We start from the raw sequence: 16,888 nt of genomic DNA on the forward strand, positions 1-16,888 counted from the left end.
TTCTCCCATGTGGCCCCGGCCCACAAAGGGGCCGGGAACCAATTGCTTGTTTCAGAACATCAGGGCGGGCATCGGTGCACCGCGCGGCTTCATCATGCCTTTTGCTTCAGGCGTGCCCTGGCGCGTGCGCGCAGTGACAGGTACATGACGATGGCCACCAGCACTGCAGCAGACACTCCCAGCAGGATCAGCAGCAGCGGATTGCGCGACAGAAACCACTGCGCGTACAGCACCGGCCCCAGCTGGCCCACATAGTAGTTTTTCTCGGCCAGCAGGCTGTCGACCTGCTTGCCACGAATCACCGTGGTGCTGCCCTGCACCTGCGTGAGCGCATCGGCGTCGAGCAGCGCGTCTACCACCTGCGACAGCCCGGCGGGTTGGTTGCTGGCCACCAGTACCACGCTGCGGCCGCTCTTGAGGGGCGACTCGAAGCCCGCGATGAAGGCGTCGGTGCTGCTGCTCGAGAACGCGACCTGGTTGCGGCGCGTCTGCACACCGGCCTCATCCTCGAAACCCCACCAGCGCATCAGGCGGTGGGCCACATCGGCCAGCTGAAAGCTCTTGGTCTCGCCCTGCAGCGCAGCCGGAATGGAGCTGGCCCACTGCTTGAGCAGGGGCTGGTTGCCGCCGCCCGACGAGATGACCAGCAGGTCCTTGTCGGAGAGCTTGTCCACCTGCTGGGCCTGCGCCACCGTCACGCCCATCGCGGGGTGGCCGGTCACACGGCCCATGATGCCCATCAGGCCCAGGTAGGTGCCGTACTCCGCCAGGCCCGGCTTGTCCGGCATCACCACCGCGGTGTCCGACAAATCGGCCATGCGGGTGAACGGAAAGCCCGCGTTGCCAAACGCTGCCAGGTCCGGCATGGCGATGAAGTGCTTGAAGCCGGAGATATCGATGGTCGAGTCTGCCTCGACCGAGCCGCGCACGTTGTCCAGCGGGACGTCCTTGCAGGCGCCCTGCTTGACCACGTCGTAGTAGTAGTGCAGCTGCAGTTGCGATTGCGAGGGCAGCTTGAACAGGGGGATGTGGAACTTCTCGCGCTCCGGCCCGGTTTCGCTCAGCGGCATCACCTTGGTCAGCAGGCGGTCCAGGGCGCCGGGCTCCTCGTGCGTCGCGGAACGCAGCGGCAGCGACCGCAGGAACTGCTGGTTCACGTTGATGTTGAGCGTGGACTTGTCGGCGTTGGGGCGCGGGGTGTACCGGTAGCGCAGGTCGACCGGAATGCCCTTCTGGCGCCACGCGAACAGGTCGGGCGGCAAGAAGAAGTTCACGCGGATCAGGTCGGGCGAGTAGCCGGTCACATTGAGCGTCGGGGCCTCGACCAGCTCGCCGAACTTGACCGGACGGTCATTGGCCAGCCAGTGGGGTGCGTCGTAGGGCTTGCGGGGCTTGAGTTCGGTGACGTCGGTGATCCGCGCGACCGAGCCGGACAGGGCCGAAGACCCCACCGCCAGCGCCTTGGCCGCCGTGGCCAGTTCAGCATCGTCCCGGCCCATCACCAGCAGCAGCTTGCCGTTGCGGTCCGCAGGGTGGCTGACCACCGCCACGGTGGGGCCTTGGATGTCGGGCAGCGACAGGCCGGCAGGGACTTGCGCGCGGCCGGCCACCATCACCACGGCGTTGCCGCGTGCCGGCAACTCGCCGACCAAGGACGGAAACTTGGCGCCGCGAAAGCCCGCCAGCGCACCGAACCACGACGACATCGTGCCCGCGGCCTGCAGGGCGGCGGTGTTGGGCGCTGCGTTGAACACGATGGGCAGCTCCAGCGGGCGCACATCGCGGCGGTCGAAGAACGGCTGGGGCAGCAGTGCCAGGTCGTTGGTCTGCGCCACAGGGGCCACCGTCAGCTCCAGCACGCTGTCGTTGCCGATGTTGGCCCACAGGCTCGAGTGCAGCGGGTCCTCGCACTCCATCGTGTAGTGGCCGATGAGCTGCAGGTTCAGCCGGTTGAACTCGGTGATCAGCCGCGGGGGAATGGTGATCTCGCGCTGCAGGTTCTCGCCCGCCTGCTGCGTGGTGACCGGAATGGTCGCGGCCACCTGCTCGTTGACCATCACCTTGATGTGCGACAGGTTGGTCAGCAACGCGGGCGAGTACGAGTAGTTGAGCTTGAGCTTCGCGCCCGTGACCACCTCGTCGTTGCGCACGCTGAAGGCTACGCCGCTGGTGCCGTCCACACCGCGCAACTGCAGCGGGAACAGGGCGCCCAGGTCCTTGAAGCTGTTGCGCTGCACACGCACGCCACCTTCGGACGGCAGCGACCCGGCGGTCGTCTCCGCAGCCGGGGCGGGTGCAGGTGCCGCAGCGAGCTGCGAGACGGGGGCTGCCGTGCCTGCCAGCGCCAGGGCCAGCATGGCGGGGAGCATGCGCTGGCGCGGCAGCCGATCTGTCGGTTGTCGTGTGGAGGTCATGTGTGGAATCTTCGGATACAGAAAACGGGGCGCCTATCGGGGCTTGAGCGACTTGACAGCGGTGGAGGCCAGCTGCCCCATGCCGCGCAGCCCGATGGTGATCACGCTCCCCAGCGAGCGCAGCGGCTTGTCGCGCTGGCCGGTGCCCCAGGTGGCGATCCAGGCATCGGCACGCGCAAACGTCAGCGATGCGAGCTCTGCCTGCTGGGGCAGGGTGAGGTTGTCGAACTTCACGCCCAGGCGGCCTTTGCCGTTGAAGGTGACGACCGCGGGGAAGACACCTTCCTCGTCGGAGCGGAACAGCGACACCGACAGCTTGCTGCCCATGGGGATGTCGCTCTCGGGCGGCACCGTGAGCCCCAGGCCATGCTGGGAGAAGTCTTCGGTCTTGCACACCAGGGTGCGGCCATTTTCAAAGCGGATCACGGCCGGCAGGGCTGCCGCCACGCGCGGCGTGCCGCGGATCTGACGCGTTTCGCTGGCCACCGCCACGCTCGCGCCCAGCAAGATGATGTTGTAGACCGTCCAGACCATGTTGATGACCAGCGTCGTGGTCTCGTCACCGTCCGCGGAGAACAGCTTCCAGATGCCCACCGCGATGCCCACCAGGTTGACCAGCAGCAGCACCACATAAGGCCGCGCGATGGTCCAGTCGAAGTAGGCCTTTTCGATCACGCCGCCCTTGGCCGTTACGTTGAACTTGCCCAGCTTGGGGTTGATGAAGGCCACGATCACCGGGCGCATGATGTACCAGGCCAGCACGGACTCGTACACCTCGTTCCAGAACGAGTGCCGAAAGCGGCCCTGGATGCGGGAGTTGGTGACGCTGGCATGCGCCAGGTGGGGCAGCGCGTAGGCAGTGATCATGAGCGCGGTGGCCTGGAACACATGCGCGTCGAAGAACAGGTACGCGAGAGGCGCCGTCAGGAACACCAGGCGCGGCAGCCCGTAGAAGAAGTGCAGCATCGCGTTCAGGTAGCACAGCCGCTGGCCGAACTTGAGCCCCTTGCCAAACAGCGGGTTGTCGGTACGCGCGATCTGCGCCATGCCGCGCGCCCAGCGGATGCGCTGGCCCACGTGGCCGGACAGGCTCTCGGTGGCCAGGCCCGCGGCCTGCGGCACTTCGAGGTAGGCGGTGTTGTAGCCCAGGCGCGCCAGCTTGAGCGCGGTGTGCGCGTCTTCGGTCACGGTCTCCACCGCAATGCCGCCCACCTCCAGCAGCTCCTTGCGGCGGATGATGGCGCAGGAGCCGCAGAAGAACGAGGCGTTCCACAGGTCGTTGCCGTCCTGCACGATGCCGTAGAACAGCTCGCCCTCGTTGGGCATGCGGTGAAAGGTGTCCAGGTTGCGCTCGAACGGGTCGGGCGAGAAGAACACGTGCGGCGTCTGCAGCATCACCAGGTTGGTGTCCTTGAAGAACCAGCCCATGCAGACCTGCAGGAACGAGCGCGTCGGGATGTGGTCGCAGTCGAAGATGGCGATGTATTCGGAGCTCGTGACCTTGAGCGCCGCGTTGATGTTGCCCGCCTTGGCGTGGTGGTTGTTGTCGCGGATGATGTAGCCCACGCCCAGCTCTTCGCAGAACTCGCGAAAGTCCGGGCGGCGGCCGTCGTCCAGCACGTACACGTGCAGGCGGTCCTGGGGCCAGTCGAGGCTCATGGCCGAGAACACCGTCTGGCGCACCACTTCCAGCGGCTCGTTGTAGCTGGGGATGAAAACGTCCACGCTGGGCCAGGTGCTCACGTCCGCGGGCATCGGCACCGGGCGGCGCTGCAGCGGCCAGGCGGTCTGCAGGTAGCCGATGAGCAGCACCGCGAACGCGTACAGCTCGGCCAGCACCAGACCGTAGCCGAAGGCGGCGTCCACCCAGTTGGTGAAACCGATCGTGTCGGTGAACCGCCAGAAGATGTAGCGCGACGAGGCCGAGATCGACAGCACGATCATCGCCAGGGTCGACAGCCGGCCCGGGGTCTTGCTCAGCAGCAGCGCGGCGCCGAACGAGCCCAGCGAGAACAGCACCTGCCCCTGCAGGTCCAGCGGCACGCTGATGACCAAGCCCATGAGCAGCGCACTGAACACCACCGCCGCCACGCGCGCCAGGGGATGCGTCCAGATCTCCCACGCCGTGATGGCATGCACCACTGTGCGCCAGTGCGCCTGGGGGCTGTGCGAATCGGCGTCGGCGACTTCGTCCGCCTGGGGGCGCTGGTCGACGCTCATCGCGTTGCTCCCGGCAGCATCGGCAGGCGCAGACGCTCGGCCAGCACCCGGGCGCATTTGCGCAGATCGTCTGCGGCCTGCCCGTGGGCGTCGTACTGCAGCACGCTCTGGTCGTAGGCGAGTGCTTCGCGCACCGCCTGGTCTTCATGGATCACACCCACCAACCGCTCGCCCAGGCCGTCCTGCATGACGCGCGTGATGTCCTTGGCCAGCTGGCGCGCGCTGTCGACCTGATTGACCACATAGAGCGCATCGTCGAAATCGGGGCGGGGCGTGCAGTAGGTGCTCACCAGCCGCTGCATGAGCGCCAGGGCCGCATAGGAGGCCGCGTCGGGCAGGCTGACGATCACCACGGCCTGCGCTGCCGACAGCGCCTGCTGCATGTACACCGACGGGCCGGGCGGCGTGTCGATCAGCACCACGGCATCGGCCGGCAGCTCCAGGCGCTGCAGTTGCTCGACCAGCCAAGTCGGGTGGGCGTCCAGGTGCCGCTCGAAGGCCACCCGGTCCGACTCGTTCACGATGCCGAAGGGCAGCACGTTCACGCCCGACAGGCTGCGCACGCACACGGCGCCCCAGTGCTCACCCTCCAGGCTGGCGCGGGACACTCCGCCCAGCGCGCGCGGGTCGGCGCCGAAATGCAGGCCCAGCGCGTTCTGCGGGTCCATGTCCACCACCAGGAGCGTACCCACGCCCTGGGCTTGCAGGGCCGTGGCCAGGTTGGCCGTCAGCGTGGTCTTGCCGACACCGCCCTTGGCAGAAACGATAGCAATCACCTTCATGGGTACGGGCCTCGGCGCGGTTGCCATACCGGGGCAGCAGGCTCTGGAGCTGGTGCAGCTGCGGCGGGTCCTGCCAGGCGGGCAAACACCGAGGGCAGGTCGGAAGGCAGTGCGCCGGAGTCTGGCGCCGCGGGCTCGGCGGCTGGCGTGGACGAGCGCAGGCCGGCCAGGCCCGCCAGCGGCGAGCGCGATGCCAGCGAAGGCGCAGCCGCGGCTACCGGAGCTGGCGCCACAGGGGCTGCGGCGCGGTAGGCGGGGGCCGGTGCAGCGGAAGCCACAGGCGCCGCGAACACTGCGGTCGCCGTGGGGACGGCAGCAGCCAACGAGGGGAGCGCGTTGAAAGAGGTGAAAGGCGCCACGGGTGCCGTGGGTTCCTGGGGAGCAGCGGTGATGGCGGGGGCCACATGGGCAGCCGCCAACGGAGCAGGGGCGGGTGCAAAGACAGGTGCAGGTGCCGCTACGGGCGAAGGCGACAGTGAAGGTGCCGGCGCACGCTGCACCCACACGGCAGGCTCGGGCCGCTCAGCGGCGGCTGGCGGCGGGGCGTCTTGCCGGGCGGCGGGCGCGGGCGCGTCCGCGGGCACACCGTCACCGCGGCGCACCACGGACGGGATGTCCCCGGCCACAGCGCCCTGGATGGCCGTTACCAGCGGCCAGCGGTCGCGCGACTGCTGGTGCTCTTGCTGGCGGGCCAGTTCCTGGTAGCGCCCTGGCTTGGCACCGAACTGCTGGAAAAGGTTCACGACGTCGTCGGAGGGCTTCATAAGTCAATCACCGTCAATCCGTTGTACATGCCGGGTGGACGAGAGGGTCAGCGCGCCAGCTGGAACTGCACGCAGCCCCAGGCGTCTGCCGGAGCCACCTGCACCACACGCAGCGACCCGGAGCCGGCCTGCTCCAGCCAGCTCTGGTACACCCCCTCCAGAAACCCGCCCGACCATTGGACGTGGTTTACCCCAAATGCAGCAGATACGGGCGAAAGGCTGTGTTGGATGTTCAAACGCGCACTTTCTTGCGAAAGCTGCACCCAGCCCCAATCGATCCGCTCCCACATGGCGGTCATGCTGCGCTGGAGTTCCTCGAGCGTGGCAGCGGGCGCCAGCGGGTTCGCCGCCGCAAAGCGCGTACCCACACGGAACATCAGCGCGTGCAAGTCTTCCGGCGACAGCGACGACGCGAATTCATCAGTGAGCGCCTGCAGAAACCCCCTCCACTGCACGGCGCATTGCTGCGCGGCCAGATGCTGGGCGATCTCGGGACTGGGGGCGGAAACGGCGGTAAAGGACATGGCGCAGGCAGAGCATCGGGCCAGCGGGACGCCAGCGCGGGGATTGATCAACTAAGGGTTAACCAGAACTTGTGATTGATACACATGGTTTCAAACACGTCCCGGAATTCTAGAAGCCTGCACAGTGGAATGTGCTTTTTGGCACGCATCCAAAGGTTAACTTGTGCGAACTGCCGTCAACCTTGGCGGGTTTGTAGGTACCAAACCACACGAAAATATGTAAAAACTATTAACTATCAAATTTAATAGTTTTCTACATCGCCCGCAGTATGCAGATGTTTCAGTCCGACGCGCCCGCTATCACCCCGCCGCCCAGGCACACCTCGCCGTCGTACAGCACGGCGCTCTGCCCGGGGGTCACGGCCCACTGGGCCTCCTCGAACCGCAGTTCGAACCCCTGCGCGGCAGCGCTGGTCACGCTCAAACCGCAGGCTGCGTCCTGCTGCCGGTAGCGGGTCTTGGCGGCGTAGGCGCCGGGGGTGGGTGCGTGCCCCGCTGTCCAGCTCACGTCCTGGGCGGACAGCTGGTGCGACAGCAGCCAGGGGTGGTCATGCCCCTGCACCACGCGCAGGGTGTTCTTGGCCAGGTCCTTGCGGGCCACGAACCAGGGCTCGTGCTCGCCGCCGCCGCGCTGGGCGCCCTTTTCCTTGATGCCACCGATGCCCAGGCCCTGGCGCTGGCCCAGCGTGTAGAAACTCAGGCCGACGTGCTTGCCCAGCGTGCGGCCCCGGTCGTCCTGGATGGGGCCGGGTTCGTGGCTGATGTAGCGGTTCAGGAATTCGCGGAACGGCCGCTCGCCGATGAAGCAGATGCCGGTGGAATCCTTCTTCTTGGCGTTGGGCAGGCCGATCTCCTCGGCGATGCGGCGCACTTCGGTCTTGTGCAGCTCGCCCACCGGGAACAGCGTCTTGGACAACTGCGCCTGGTTCAGGCGGTGCAGGAAGTAGCTCTGGTCCTTGGAGGGGTCCAGCCCCTTGAGCAGCTCGAACAGGCCAGATGACTCGTTCTGGCGCACGCGGGCGTAGTGGCCGGTGGCGATCTTCTCGGCGCCCAGGCGCATGGCGTGGTCGAGGAAGGCCTTGAACTTGATCTCTGCGTTGCACAGCACATCGGGGTTGGGCGTGCGGCCGGCCTGGTATTCGCGCAGGAACTCGGCGAACACGCGGTCCTTGTAGTCGGCCGCGAAGTTCACGTGCTCGATCTCGATGCCGATCACATCGGCCACGGCGGCCGCGTCCACGAAGTCGATGTTGGACGAGCAGTACTCGCTGTCGTCATCGTCTTCCCAGTTCTTCATGAAAATGCCGACCACCTCATGGCCCTGCTGTTTGAGCAGGTGGGCGGTCACGGCGGAGTCCACGCCGCCGGAGAGGCCGACGACGACGCGCTGCTTGGGGAATGCTGTCATCCCTGCGATTGTATTTTTGCCGGCGCCCGGGCGCTGCGCGGGCGCGCAGTACGCGTAGCCACCAGCAGGTCATAGAGCTGCTGGGCCGCCGGAGACAGCGACCGCCCCCGGCGCTTGATAAGCCCCATCTGCCGCGTGACCACCGGGTCCACCAGCGGAATGCTGACCAGCGTGGGGTGGTCCTTGCCCGGCATCGCCAGGCTGGGCACCGCCGCCACGCCCAGGCCGGCCTCCACCAGCCCTAGCAGCGTGGTCACGTGCTTGGCCTCGTACAGGCACTGGGGGCGGTCGGGCACGTTGGCCAGCGCCAAATCCATCAGCAGGCGGTTGCCCGAGGTCTTGCCCACCGACATGAAGTCGTGCTGGCCCAGCTCCGCCCAGGTGACCTTCTTGCGCCGCGCCAGCACATGGTCGCGCCGGCAGGCCGCCACGAAGCGCTCGGCCAGCACCGGCTTGAACTCGATCTCGGCCTCCTGGCTGCCAATGAAGTTGAGGCCGAAATCCGCATCGCCCTGCGCCACGGCCACCAGCACCTCGTTGGCGCTGGCGTCGTGCACCTTGACGCGAATCTTCGGAAACCGCTCGTGGTAGCGCTTGACCACCTGCGGCAGGAAGTAATACACGGCTGACGGCACGCAGGCAATGGTCACCTCGCCCATGCGCCGCGCCGCCACGTCGCCCAGGCCCATGAGCATGCCGTCCAGGTCGTCGAGCCACACACGCGTCTTGCGCGCGAAGTCGCGGCCCACGGCCGTGAGCGTCACGCGGCGCGTGGTGCGGTCGAGCAGGCGCACGCCCAGCGCTTCTTCCAGCTTGTCGATGCGGCGGCTGAAGGCGGGCTGCGACAGGTGGATGGATTCGGCCGCGGCCCGAAAGCTCTGCAGCTCGGCCACGGCGGCAAAGGCCTGGATGTCGGCGAGATCGAATTTCTGGTTCATGGCGGTCCTGCGGTTCTGGCAGTTCTAGCGGTGATGAAAGGGGTGCGGTGGACTCAGCCCGGGGGCTCAAAGACCATTGCTTCGTGTGCATCAATGCTTCGCAACATTGCAATTTACAGATGCCATTTCAGCACGTAAAAGCGCGTGGCATCCATTGCACAGCATGCATCAATCGTTGCCAACAATGCAATTCACAAACAAGTCGCGGCGCCGCACCATGCGGACCCATGAGCTACAACCTTCCTTGCGTTCTGATGCGCGGCGGCACCTCCCGGGGCCCCTTCTTCCTGGCCGACTGGCTGCCGCAGGACACCGCCCAGCGTGACCGCACGCTGATAGCCGCGCTGGGCTCGCCGCACGAGCTGCAGATCGACGGCCTGGGTGGCGGCAACTCGCTGACCAGCAAGGTGGCCATCGTCTCGCGGTCGGTGCACGCCGACTGCGACGTGGACTACCTCTTCGCCCAGGTCAGCGTGGACGAGGCCCGCGTGGACACCCGCCCCAACTGCGGCAACATGCTCGCCGGCGTGGGGCCCTTCGCCATCGAGCAAGGCCTGGTGCCCGCCAGCACCACCGGCGACGTGACCCGGGTGCGGGTCTATAACGTGAACACCCGTTCGCGCATCGACGTGCAGGTGCAAACCCGCGGCGGCCGGGTGCATTACGAGGGCGACGTGCACATCGACGGCGTTCAGGGCACGGCCGCCCCGGTGCTGATGAACTTCCTCGACGCCTGGGGCGCCGTCACGGGCCAGATCTTTCCGACCGGCCAGCGCATCGACATCATCCACGGGCTGCCGGTCACCTGCATCGACGCCGCCCAGGTGATGGTGCTGGTGCGCGCCGCAGATCTGGGGCTGCGCGGCGATGAAACCCCGGCCGAGCTCGACGGCGACACGGCCCTGCTGGCCCGGCTCGAAGCCCTGCGCTGCGAAGCGGGGCTGCGCATGGGCATGGGCGATGTGTCGAATAGCGTGCTGCCCAAGCCGGTGATCGTCTCTGAAGGCACGGTACCCGGCAGCATCACCTCGCGCTACTTCACGCCCCGGCGCTGCCACCGCTCGCACGCCGTGACCGGCGCCATCGGCGTGGCCGCCGCCATGGTGCTGCCCGGCACCGTGGCCACCGACACCCGCACCGCGCCCAGCGCCGGCACGCGCCGGGTGGAGGTGCTGCACCCGGCCGGGCGCATCCACGTGGACGTGGAGCTCGCGCTGGTGGACGGCCACTGCACGCTGGTGCAGGCCGCCCTGGTGCGAACGGCCCGAAAGATCCTGGAGGGCACGCTGTTCGTGGCGCACCACACGCTCGAGCCCCACGACTGAAGCCTCTCATCCGTCAGGCCGCCAGGCCGCCCGCCGGACCGCAGGCACATCGCTACCCATGGCGGCGTACCGCGGGCAGGACTCCCGGCCGCCCTTCCTCAACCCTTCACGTTTTCCGCCTTTCTTTGCTTTCCGCTTTCGCTTTTCCATACCTACATCCCAGGAGACAAGACATGACTCGCCACACTGCCACCACACCCCACGTTGCACCCCTTTCCCGCCGGCGCACGCTGGCCGCCGGGCTGGCCCTGGCCACTCTCGCAGCCGGCATGCCGCTGGCCGCGCATGCCGCCTTTCCAGAGCGCTCGATCACCCTCGTGGTGCCCACCGCGGCCGGCGGCGGCAACGACGGCATGGCCCGCGTGGTGGCCCAGAAGATGTCCCAGTTGCTGGGCCAGTCGGTGATCGTCGAGAACAAGGCCGGGGCCAACGGCGCCATCGCCGCGGAGTTTGTGGCCCGTGCCGCGCCGGACGGCCACACCATCCTGTTCGGCTACATCGGCACGCACGGCATGAGCCCCGCGCTGCAGAAGCTGCGCTACGACCCCATCACCCAGTTCGAGCCCATCGGCATGGTCTGTTACTCGCCCACGCTGATGGTGATCAACCCCAAGGTGCCCGCCAAGACGGTGGCCGAGTTCGTGGCGCTGACCAAGGCGAACCCCAGCGCCTACAACTACGCATCGGCCGGCAACGGCACCGCACCGCACTTCTCGGCCGAGATGTTCAAGCTCGAAAGCGGCGCACAGATGGCGCACGTGCCCTACCGCGGCTCGGCCCCGGCGATGAACGACACCATGGCCAACCAGACGCAGGTGATGTTCCCCAGCCTGTTCTCGGCCTCCTCGCACGTCAAGAACGGCAAGCTGCGCGCGCTGGCCCTGGCCGGCCCCAAGCGCTCGTCGCTGATGCCAGACGTACCCACGATGGAAGAAGCGGGCATCAAGGGCGTGGAGATCACGCAGTGGTACGCGCTGTTCGCCCCGGCCAAGACCTCGAAGGCGGTGGTGGAGCAGCTCAACAAGACGCTCAACGCCGCCCTGGCCGACAAAGACGTCGCGCGCCGCATCGAAGAGCAGGGCGCCGTGGTGGACAGCAGCACGCCCGAAGCGCTGGCCATGACCGTGCGCCAGGAGCTCGCCAAGTGGCGCGGTGTGGTGCAAAAGGCCCAGCTGACGGCTGATTGACCTGCCCCCCAAAGAACACACCGATCCGAGGAGACACCATGACAACAAAGACCGCGGCGCCGTACGCCCTGTATGCGCCCTCCGCCTTGCGCGCCCTTTGCGCCCTGCTGGCGTGCGCGCCCGCCTTCGCCCAGACGACGCCCGCAGCCTCCACCCCATCCTCCGCGCTCACGCTCTACGGCGTGGTGGACCTGGGCGTGCGCCAGGCCAGTGGCCTCTCGGCCGCCAACGCGCCCGCGCCGGGGTCGAGCCGCAGCCTGGGCAGCGGCATCCACACCACCAGCCGCTGGGGCGTGCGGGGCACGGAGGACCTGGGCGGCGGCCTGCGTGCGCTGTTCAACCTGGAAAGCGGCCTGAACGCCGACACCGGCGCGCCTGCCAACAGCAGCAAGTACTTCGACCGCGCCTCGTGGGTGGGCCTGCAGGGCGGGTGGGGCACGGTGGCGCTGGGCCGGCAGACGACCACGCTGGCCGACGCCATATCGCCCGTGGACCCGCTGGCCATGCGCTTTGCCAGCTTCAACCCCAACATCGGCGTGACCGCGCTCAGCCAGCACGGCCTGGGCATCGAGTACGGCAGCGCGGGCGCCAACTCAGGCTCGTACCGGCTGGACAATTCCATCAAGTACACCGGCCGTTTCGGCGGCTTCACCGCTCGGGCCATGCTGGGCCTGGGCGAGGTGGCATCGCAGACCTCGCCGTTGTCCTCGCGCGGCGTGGGCCTGGCCTATGCGGACGGCGGTTTCACCGTGTCGGGCGCTGTGCAGAACTTCAAGGACGCCAACCTGCGCTCGCTCGACGGGGCCACGCTGGGCGCGGCCTACCAGTGGGGCACCGTGCGCCTGGCGGCCAACGCCGGGCGCAGCAAGGCGCAGACCGGTGCGGCCACGCACACCGAGCAGCGCGTGCTCTCGGCCGGTGCCACCTGGGCGGCCCTGCCGCTGCTGGACCTGACCGCCACCTACTACAAGGTGGACCGCGAGCGCACCGGCTCGGCCGACGATGGCTACGGCCGCATGGTCGCGTTTGCCGAGTACAAGCTGTCGCGCCGCACCCGGGTGTACGCCGAGCTGGACCACACGCGCTGGCGCAATGGCTTTCAGGGCGCGGCCAACAAACGCACGGCCAGCGGCGTGTCTGCCGGTGTGATGCACAGCTTCTGAGGTCGCCAGGCCCGGCTGCGCAGCGTCTGGTGGGGCTGCGCAGTCTGTTTCTTTTGGCCAAAGTGGGCGGCATGGCTCCGCACGCATCGTTTCTTCCCTGATGACACAATGCTACAAAAACAGTAGCTGCTAGCGCTTTCCTATCCAGCGGTGGAGCCTGTTTTTGGCCTAAAGCAGCGCCACCCGAGTGTGCGAACATCCGCCCCATCACACACCGTGATGGCATTCGCCCACGAGGCCCTGCGATGGAACTGAGACAACTGCGCTATTTCGTGCGCGTGGTGGAGCGTGGCTCCATGAGCCGCGCCGCCCTGGACCTGGATGTTGTGCAGTCCGCGCTCAGCCAGCAGATCACCCGGCTGGAGGGCGAGCTGGCCACGCGCCTGCTGCAGCGCACGCCGCGCGGCGTGACGCCCACCGAGGCGGGCCTGGCGTTCTTCCGCGAGGCCCAGCTCACCCTGCGCCATGCCGACCAGGCCGTGCGCGCCGCGCAGCAGGCGCGCCTGTCGGGCACCGTCACCGTGGGCCTGGCGCCCACCACCGCGGGCGTGCTGGGCCTGCCGCTGATGCAGGCCATGCGCATGCGCTACCCCGACGTGCGGCTGCACATGGTCGAGAGCATGTCGGGCCACCTCACGGCCATGCTCAACGCGCGCGAGCTGGACCTGGCCGTGCTGTTCGACACCCGCCTGCACCAGGCCCGGCAGGCCGCGGGCGCGCGGCGCTGGGAGATGGCGCCGCTGCTGGAAGAAGACCTGTTTCTCATCTGCGCGCGCCGAGGCCCTGGCAACCCCGTCGGCCGTGCCTTGCCCGAGACACTGACCGTGGCCGAGCTGGGCGACGAGCCGCTGATCCTGCCCACCGGCCCGCACGGCCTGCGCAGCACGCTCGACACCGCCTTCGCGCGCGACCGCGTGGCGCCGCACGTGGTGCTGGAGGTGGACTCGCTGGCGATGGTGATGGCCGCCGTGGACGCGGGCCTGGGCTCCACCGTGCAGCCCTGGGCCGCCATGGGCCGCTACCCGGACGCGGCCGAGCGCTTTCAGTGCGCGCGCCTGACCGACGCGCCCGCGCGCCGCGTGAACCTGCTGTGCAGTTTGCCGGACGAAGAACTCTCGCCCGCCGCGCTGGCCACGCGCGTGGTCATGGCGGACTGCGTGCGCGAGCTGGTCGCCAGCGGCCAGTGGTTCGGGACGACGTGGATCGGCGGCGAAGGCGCAACCGTCTGAACCTGCCACGCGCCCTCAACGGCCACGCTGCCATCTCGATCCGTGATACCCCCATGACCTGAGCATGCTGCACGGCGGCCCGCCGTCTCCCTACAGTCGCCGTCACACGATGAACGACACGGCGACCCCGCCAGGAGACACCACCATGGGCCCCACACCCCTTCCCACCACGCCTGCCTGCGGCACGGGCTGCACCCGCCGCATCCGCACGGGCCCACGGCCATGAGCGTGGATGTCCTGGTCATCGGCGGCGGCAACGCCGCGCTGTGCGCCGCGCTCATGGCGCGCGAGGCAGGGGCCAGCGTGCTGCTGCTCGAATCGGCCCCGCGGGCCTGGCGCGGCGGCAACTCGGCCCACACCCGCAACCTGCGCTGCATGCACGATGCGCCGCAGGACGTGCTGGTCGGCAGTTATCCCGAAGAGGAGTTCTGGCAGGACCTGCTCAAGGTCACGGGCGGCCTGACCAACGAGCACCTGGCGCGCCTGGTGATCCGCGCGTCGGCCACCTGCCGCCCCTGGATGCGCCGCCACGGCGTGCACTTTCAGCCCGCGCTGGCGGGCACGCTGCATGTGGCGCGCACCAACGCGTTCTTCATGGGCGGGGGCAAGGCGCTGGTCAATGCCTACTACCGCAGCGCCGAGGCCCTGGGCGTGCAGGTGCGCTACGAGTCGCCGGTGGAGCGCCTGGATATCGACAACGGCCGCTTCGTCGCGGCGCACCTGGCGGGCGGCGAGCGCATCACCGCCAGGAGCTGCGTGCTCGCGGCCGGCGGGTTCGAGTCCAACCGCGAATGGCTGCGCGAGGCCTGGGGCCAGAACGAGCGCGGCGAGTGGCCGTCGGACAACTTCCTCATCCGCGGCACGGCCTACAACCGGGGCGTGTTGCTCCGGCACCTGCTCGACGACCACGGCGCGGACCGCATCGGCGACCCCACGCAGGCCCACATGGTGGCCATCGACGCGCGCGCGCCGCTGTACGACGGCGGCATCTGCACGCGCATCGACTGCGTGTCACTGGGCGTGGTGGTCAACCGCGAGGGCGAGCGTTTCTACGACGAGGGCGAGGACTTCTGGCCCAAGCGTTACGCCATCTGGGGGCGCCTGGTGGCGCAGCAGCCGGGGCAGATCGGCTACTCGGTCATCGACAGCCAGGCCATCGGCCGCTTCATGCCGCCCGTGTTCCCGGGCGTGAAGGCCGACACCCTGCCCGAGCTGGCCGCAAAGCTCGGCCTGCCTGTGGACACCTTCATGCACACGCTCGATACCTACAACGCCGCCTGCCGCGCGGGCACCTTCGACCACACCACGCTGGACGACTGCCACACCGAGGGCATCGCGCCCGCCAAGACCCACTGGGCGCGGCCCATCGCCACCGGGCCGTTCTACGGCTACGCGCTCAGGCCCGGCGTGACGTTCACCTACCTGGGGCTGCACACCGACGAGACCGCCGCCGTGCGCTTTGGCAACGCGCCCAGCCCCAACCTGTTCGTGGCCGGCGAAATGATGGCCGGCAATGTGCTGGGCAAGGGTTACACGGCCGGGGTGGGCATGAGCATCGGTACGGCCTTCGGCCGCATCGCGGGCGCGCAGGCGGCTTTGGCATCAAAACAGGGCCTACCGCTTGCCCATCCAGCGCAACCAGCTATAAAAACAGGAGTACCCCATGCAAGCGCTTGAAGCCCTGACACGCGATGCCCGGGCGCTGGCCAACGGCGACGTCGTGCCTGCACCGCCCCTGACGGGCGCCGAAGCCGAGGTGGCGCGCCAGCTGCAGATCTGCAACGCCTGCCGCTACTGCGAAGGCTTTTGCGCCGTGTTCCCGGCCATGACGCGCCGGCTCGAATTCCCCAAGGCCGACATCCACTTCATCGCCAACCTGTGCCACAACTGCGGAGCCTGCCTGCACGCCTGCCAGTACGCGCCGCCGCACGAATTTGCGGTGAACATCCCGCAGGCCATGGCGCAGGTGCGCGGCCAGACGTATGCGGACTACGCGTGGCCCCCGGCGCTGGGCGCGCTGTACCAGCGCAACGGCCTCACGCTGTCGCTCGCGCTGGCGGCAGGCCTGGCGCTGTTCCTGGTGCTGGCCGTGGCGCTGCACGGGCAGGGCCTGGCGGCGCTGTGGAGCACGCCTCAGGGCGGCTTCTACGGCATCTTTCCGCACAACCTGCTGGTGGGCCTGTTCGCGCCGGTGTTCCTGTTCGCCACGCTGGCCCTGGCGCTGGGCGTGCGCCGCTTCTGGCGCGACGTGACGCCCGCCACCAGTGGTGCGCCGCTGAGCGCCCCCGCCACCGCCGAGGCCACCGATGCCGTGCTGCGCCTGAAATACCTGGACGGCGGCCACGGCGAGGGCTGCCACAACGAGGACGACGCGTACACCCTGTCGCGCCGGCGGTTTCACCACCTCACGTTCTACGGCTTCATGCTGTGCTTTGCGGCCACCAGCGTGGCCACGCTGTACCACTACCTGCTGGGCCAGGCCGCACCGTACGACCTGCCCAGCCTGCCCAAACTGCTGGGCGGCGTGGGCGGCATCAGCCTGGCGCTGGGCACCGCGGGCCTGTGGTGGCTGAACCTGCGCCGCCACCCCGCGCAGGGCGATGCCGCGCAAAAGCCCATGGACCGCGGCTTCATCGCGCTGCTGTTCCTCACCGCGACCAGCGGCCTGCTGCTCTGGGCCGCGCGCGGCACGCCGGCCCTGGCGCTGATGCTGTGCCTGCACCTGGGCGCGGTGATGGCGCTGTTCGCCACGCTGCCCTACGGCAAGTTCGCGCACGGCATCTTCCGCACCGCGGCACTGCTGCGCCATGCGGTGGAAAAGCGCCAGCCCCACCCCATCGGACTGGGTGCCGACTGAGCACGGGCGTGGCGAAGCGCCCCGGTGTGCGGTGACGCCACCGACAACCACACGACAACACGAATCCACAACACCAC

Annotated in this window: 13 protein-coding genes; 6 read left to right on the forward strand and 7 right to left on the reverse strand. The window is 68.4% G+C overall.

Annotated elements, in window-relative coordinates:
* Window positions 1-92 precede the first annotated feature (92 nt).
* The 7 genes from bcsB to ASF16_RS19805 all read right to left on the reverse strand — a co-directional run bounded on the left by bcsB (window position 93) and on the right by ASF16_RS19805 (window position 9,050).
* The gene (gene bcsB / locus ASF16_RS19775) at window positions 93-2,414 is read right to left on the reverse strand and encodes a cellulose biosynthesis cyclic di-GMP-binding regulatory protein BcsB (protein ID WP_056171367.1); all 2,322 of its coding nucleotides are present in this window, start codon (window positions 2,412-2,414) and stop codon (window positions 93-95) included.
* A 33-nt stretch (window positions 2,415-2,447) separates the two neighbouring features.
* Complete coding sequence (bcsA, locus tag ASF16_RS19780) at window positions 2,448-4,634, reverse strand: UDP-forming cellulose synthase catalytic subunit (RefSeq protein ID WP_056171369.1); 2,187 nt, start codon at window positions 4,632-4,634, stop codon at window positions 2,448-2,450.
* Window positions 4,631-5,416: a cellulose biosynthesis protein BcsQ gene (bcsQ, locus tag ASF16_RS19785; protein WP_056171371.1), complete on the reverse strand. Its 786-nt coding sequence runs from the start codon at window positions 5,414-5,416 to the stop codon at window positions 4,631-4,633. The genes bcsA and bcsQ overlap by 4 nt, the downstream gene beginning before the upstream one ends.
* Window positions 5,413-6,180: a cellulose biosynthesis protein BcsP gene (bcsP, locus tag ASF16_RS19790; protein WP_056171372.1), complete on the reverse strand. Its 768-nt coding sequence runs from the start codon at window positions 6,178-6,180 to the stop codon at window positions 5,413-5,415. The genes bcsQ and bcsP overlap by 4 nt, the downstream gene beginning before the upstream one ends.
* Window positions 6,181-6,227: 47 nt before the next feature.
* Window positions 6,228-6,704 (reverse strand): cellulose biosynthesis protein BcsD, encoded by a 477-nt coding sequence (gene bcsD / locus ASF16_RS19795; RefSeq protein ID WP_235507448.1) that lies wholly within the window; start codon window positions 6,702-6,704, stop codon window positions 6,228-6,230.
* A gap of 280 nt (window positions 6,705-6,984) precedes the next feature.
* A complete protein-coding gene (gene mnmA, locus ASF16_RS19800) occupies window positions 6,985-8,112 on the reverse strand; it encodes a tRNA 2-thiouridine(34) synthase MnmA (protein WP_056171374.1) in 1,128 nt (375 codons plus the stop codon).
* Window positions 8,109-9,050: a LysR family transcriptional regulator gene (locus ASF16_RS19805; protein WP_056171376.1), complete on the reverse strand. Its 942-nt coding sequence runs from the start codon at window positions 9,048-9,050 to the stop codon at window positions 8,109-8,111. Before ASF16_RS19805 ends, mnmA begins: the two co-directional genes overlap by 4 nt.
* A gap of 227 nt (window positions 9,051-9,277) precedes the next feature.
* On the opposite strand from ASF16_RS19805, the gene ASF16_RS19810 reads away from it, so the two are divergent.
* The 6 genes from ASF16_RS19810 to tcuB all read left to right on the forward strand — a co-directional run bounded on the left by ASF16_RS19810 (window position 9,278) and on the right by tcuB (window position 16,811).
* Complete coding sequence (locus tag ASF16_RS19810; RefSeq protein WP_056171377.1) at window positions 9,278-10,375, forward strand: 4-oxalomesaconate tautomerase; 1,098 nt, start codon at window positions 9,278-9,280, stop codon at window positions 10,373-10,375.
* Window positions 10,376-10,548: 173 nt separating this feature from the next.
* Window positions 10,549-11,562, forward strand: coding sequence for a tripartite tricarboxylate transporter substrate binding protein (locus ASF16_RS19815; protein WP_056171379.1), 1,014 nt, complete (start codon window positions 10,549-10,551; stop codon window positions 11,560-11,562).
* A 38-nt stretch (window positions 11,563-11,600) separates the two neighbouring features.
* Entirely contained in the window at window positions 11,601-12,725 is a 1,125-nt protein-coding gene (locus ASF16_RS19820; RefSeq protein WP_056171381.1) for a porin, read from the forward strand.
* Between the two features lie 245 nt (window positions 12,726-12,970).
* Window positions 12,971-13,954: a LysR substrate-binding domain-containing protein gene (locus ASF16_RS19825; RefSeq protein ID WP_056171382.1), complete on the forward strand. Its 984-nt coding sequence runs from the start codon at window positions 12,971-12,973 to the stop codon at window positions 13,952-13,954.
* Window positions 13,955-14,176: 222 nt separating this feature from the next.
* A complete protein-coding gene (gene tcuA, locus ASF16_RS19830) occupies window positions 14,177-15,631 on the forward strand; it encodes an FAD-dependent tricarballylate dehydrogenase TcuA (protein ID WP_056171385.1) in 1,455 nt (484 codons plus the stop codon).
* A complete protein-coding gene (gene tcuB / locus ASF16_RS19835; RefSeq protein ID WP_056171386.1) occupies window positions 15,618-16,811 on the forward strand; it encodes a tricarballylate utilization 4Fe-4S protein TcuB in 1,194 nt (397 codons plus the stop codon). The genes tcuA and tcuB overlap by 14 nt, the downstream gene beginning before the upstream one ends.
* Window positions 16,812-16,888 lie beyond the last annotated feature (77 nt).

Origin of the sequence: Acidovorax sp. Leaf78 (genome assembly GCF_001422735.1) — a bacterium.
GTDB lineage: Bacteria > Pseudomonadota > Gammaproteobacteria > Burkholderiales > Burkholderiaceae_C > Acidovorax.

Bases quoted from the DNA above. Each gene is read 5' to 3' on its own strand.
- bcsB (WP_056171367.1), bottom strand. From the start codon at position 2,414: ATGACCTCCACACGACAACCGACAGATCGGCTGCCGCGCCAGCGCATG.
- bcsA (WP_056171369.1), bottom strand. From the start codon at position 4,634: ATGAGCGTCGACCAGCGCCCCCAGGCGGACGAAGTCGCCGACGCCGAT.
- bcsQ (WP_056171371.1), bottom strand. From the start codon at position 5,416: ATGAAGGTGATTGCTATCGTTTCTGCCAAGGGCGGTGTCGGCAAGACC.
- bcsP (WP_056171372.1), bottom strand. From the start codon at position 6,180: ATGAAGCCCTCCGACGACGTCGTGAACCTTTTCCAGCAGTTCGGTGCC.
- bcsD (WP_235507448.1), bottom strand. From the start codon at position 6,704: ATGTCCTTTACCGCCGTTTCCGCCCCCAGTCCCGAGATCGCCCAGCAT.
- mnmA (WP_056171374.1), bottom strand. From the start codon at position 8,112: ATGACAGCATTCCCCAAGCAGCGCGTCGTCGTCGGCCTCTCCGGCGGC.
- ASF16_RS19805 (WP_056171376.1), bottom strand. From the start codon at position 9,050: ATGAACCAGAAATTCGATCTCGCCGACATCCAGGCCTTTGCCGCCGTG.
- ASF16_RS19810 (WP_056171377.1), top strand. From the start codon at position 9,278: ATGAGCTACAACCTTCCTTGCGTTCTGATGCGCGGCGGCACCTCCCGG.
- ASF16_RS19815 (WP_056171379.1), top strand. From the start codon at position 10,549: ATGACTCGCCACACTGCCACCACACCCCACGTTGCACCCCTTTCCCGC.
- ASF16_RS19820 (WP_056171381.1), top strand. From the start codon at position 11,601: ATGACAACAAAGACCGCGGCGCCGTACGCCCTGTATGCGCCCTCCGCC.
- ASF16_RS19825 (WP_056171382.1), top strand. From the start codon at position 12,971: ATGGAACTGAGACAACTGCGCTATTTCGTGCGCGTGGTGGAGCGTGGC.
- tcuA (WP_056171385.1), top strand. From the start codon at position 14,177: ATGAGCGTGGATGTCCTGGTCATCGGCGGCGGCAACGCCGCGCTGTGC.
- tcuB (WP_056171386.1), top strand. From the start codon at position 15,618: ATGCAAGCGCTTGAAGCCCTGACACGCGATGCCCGGGCGCTGGCCAAC.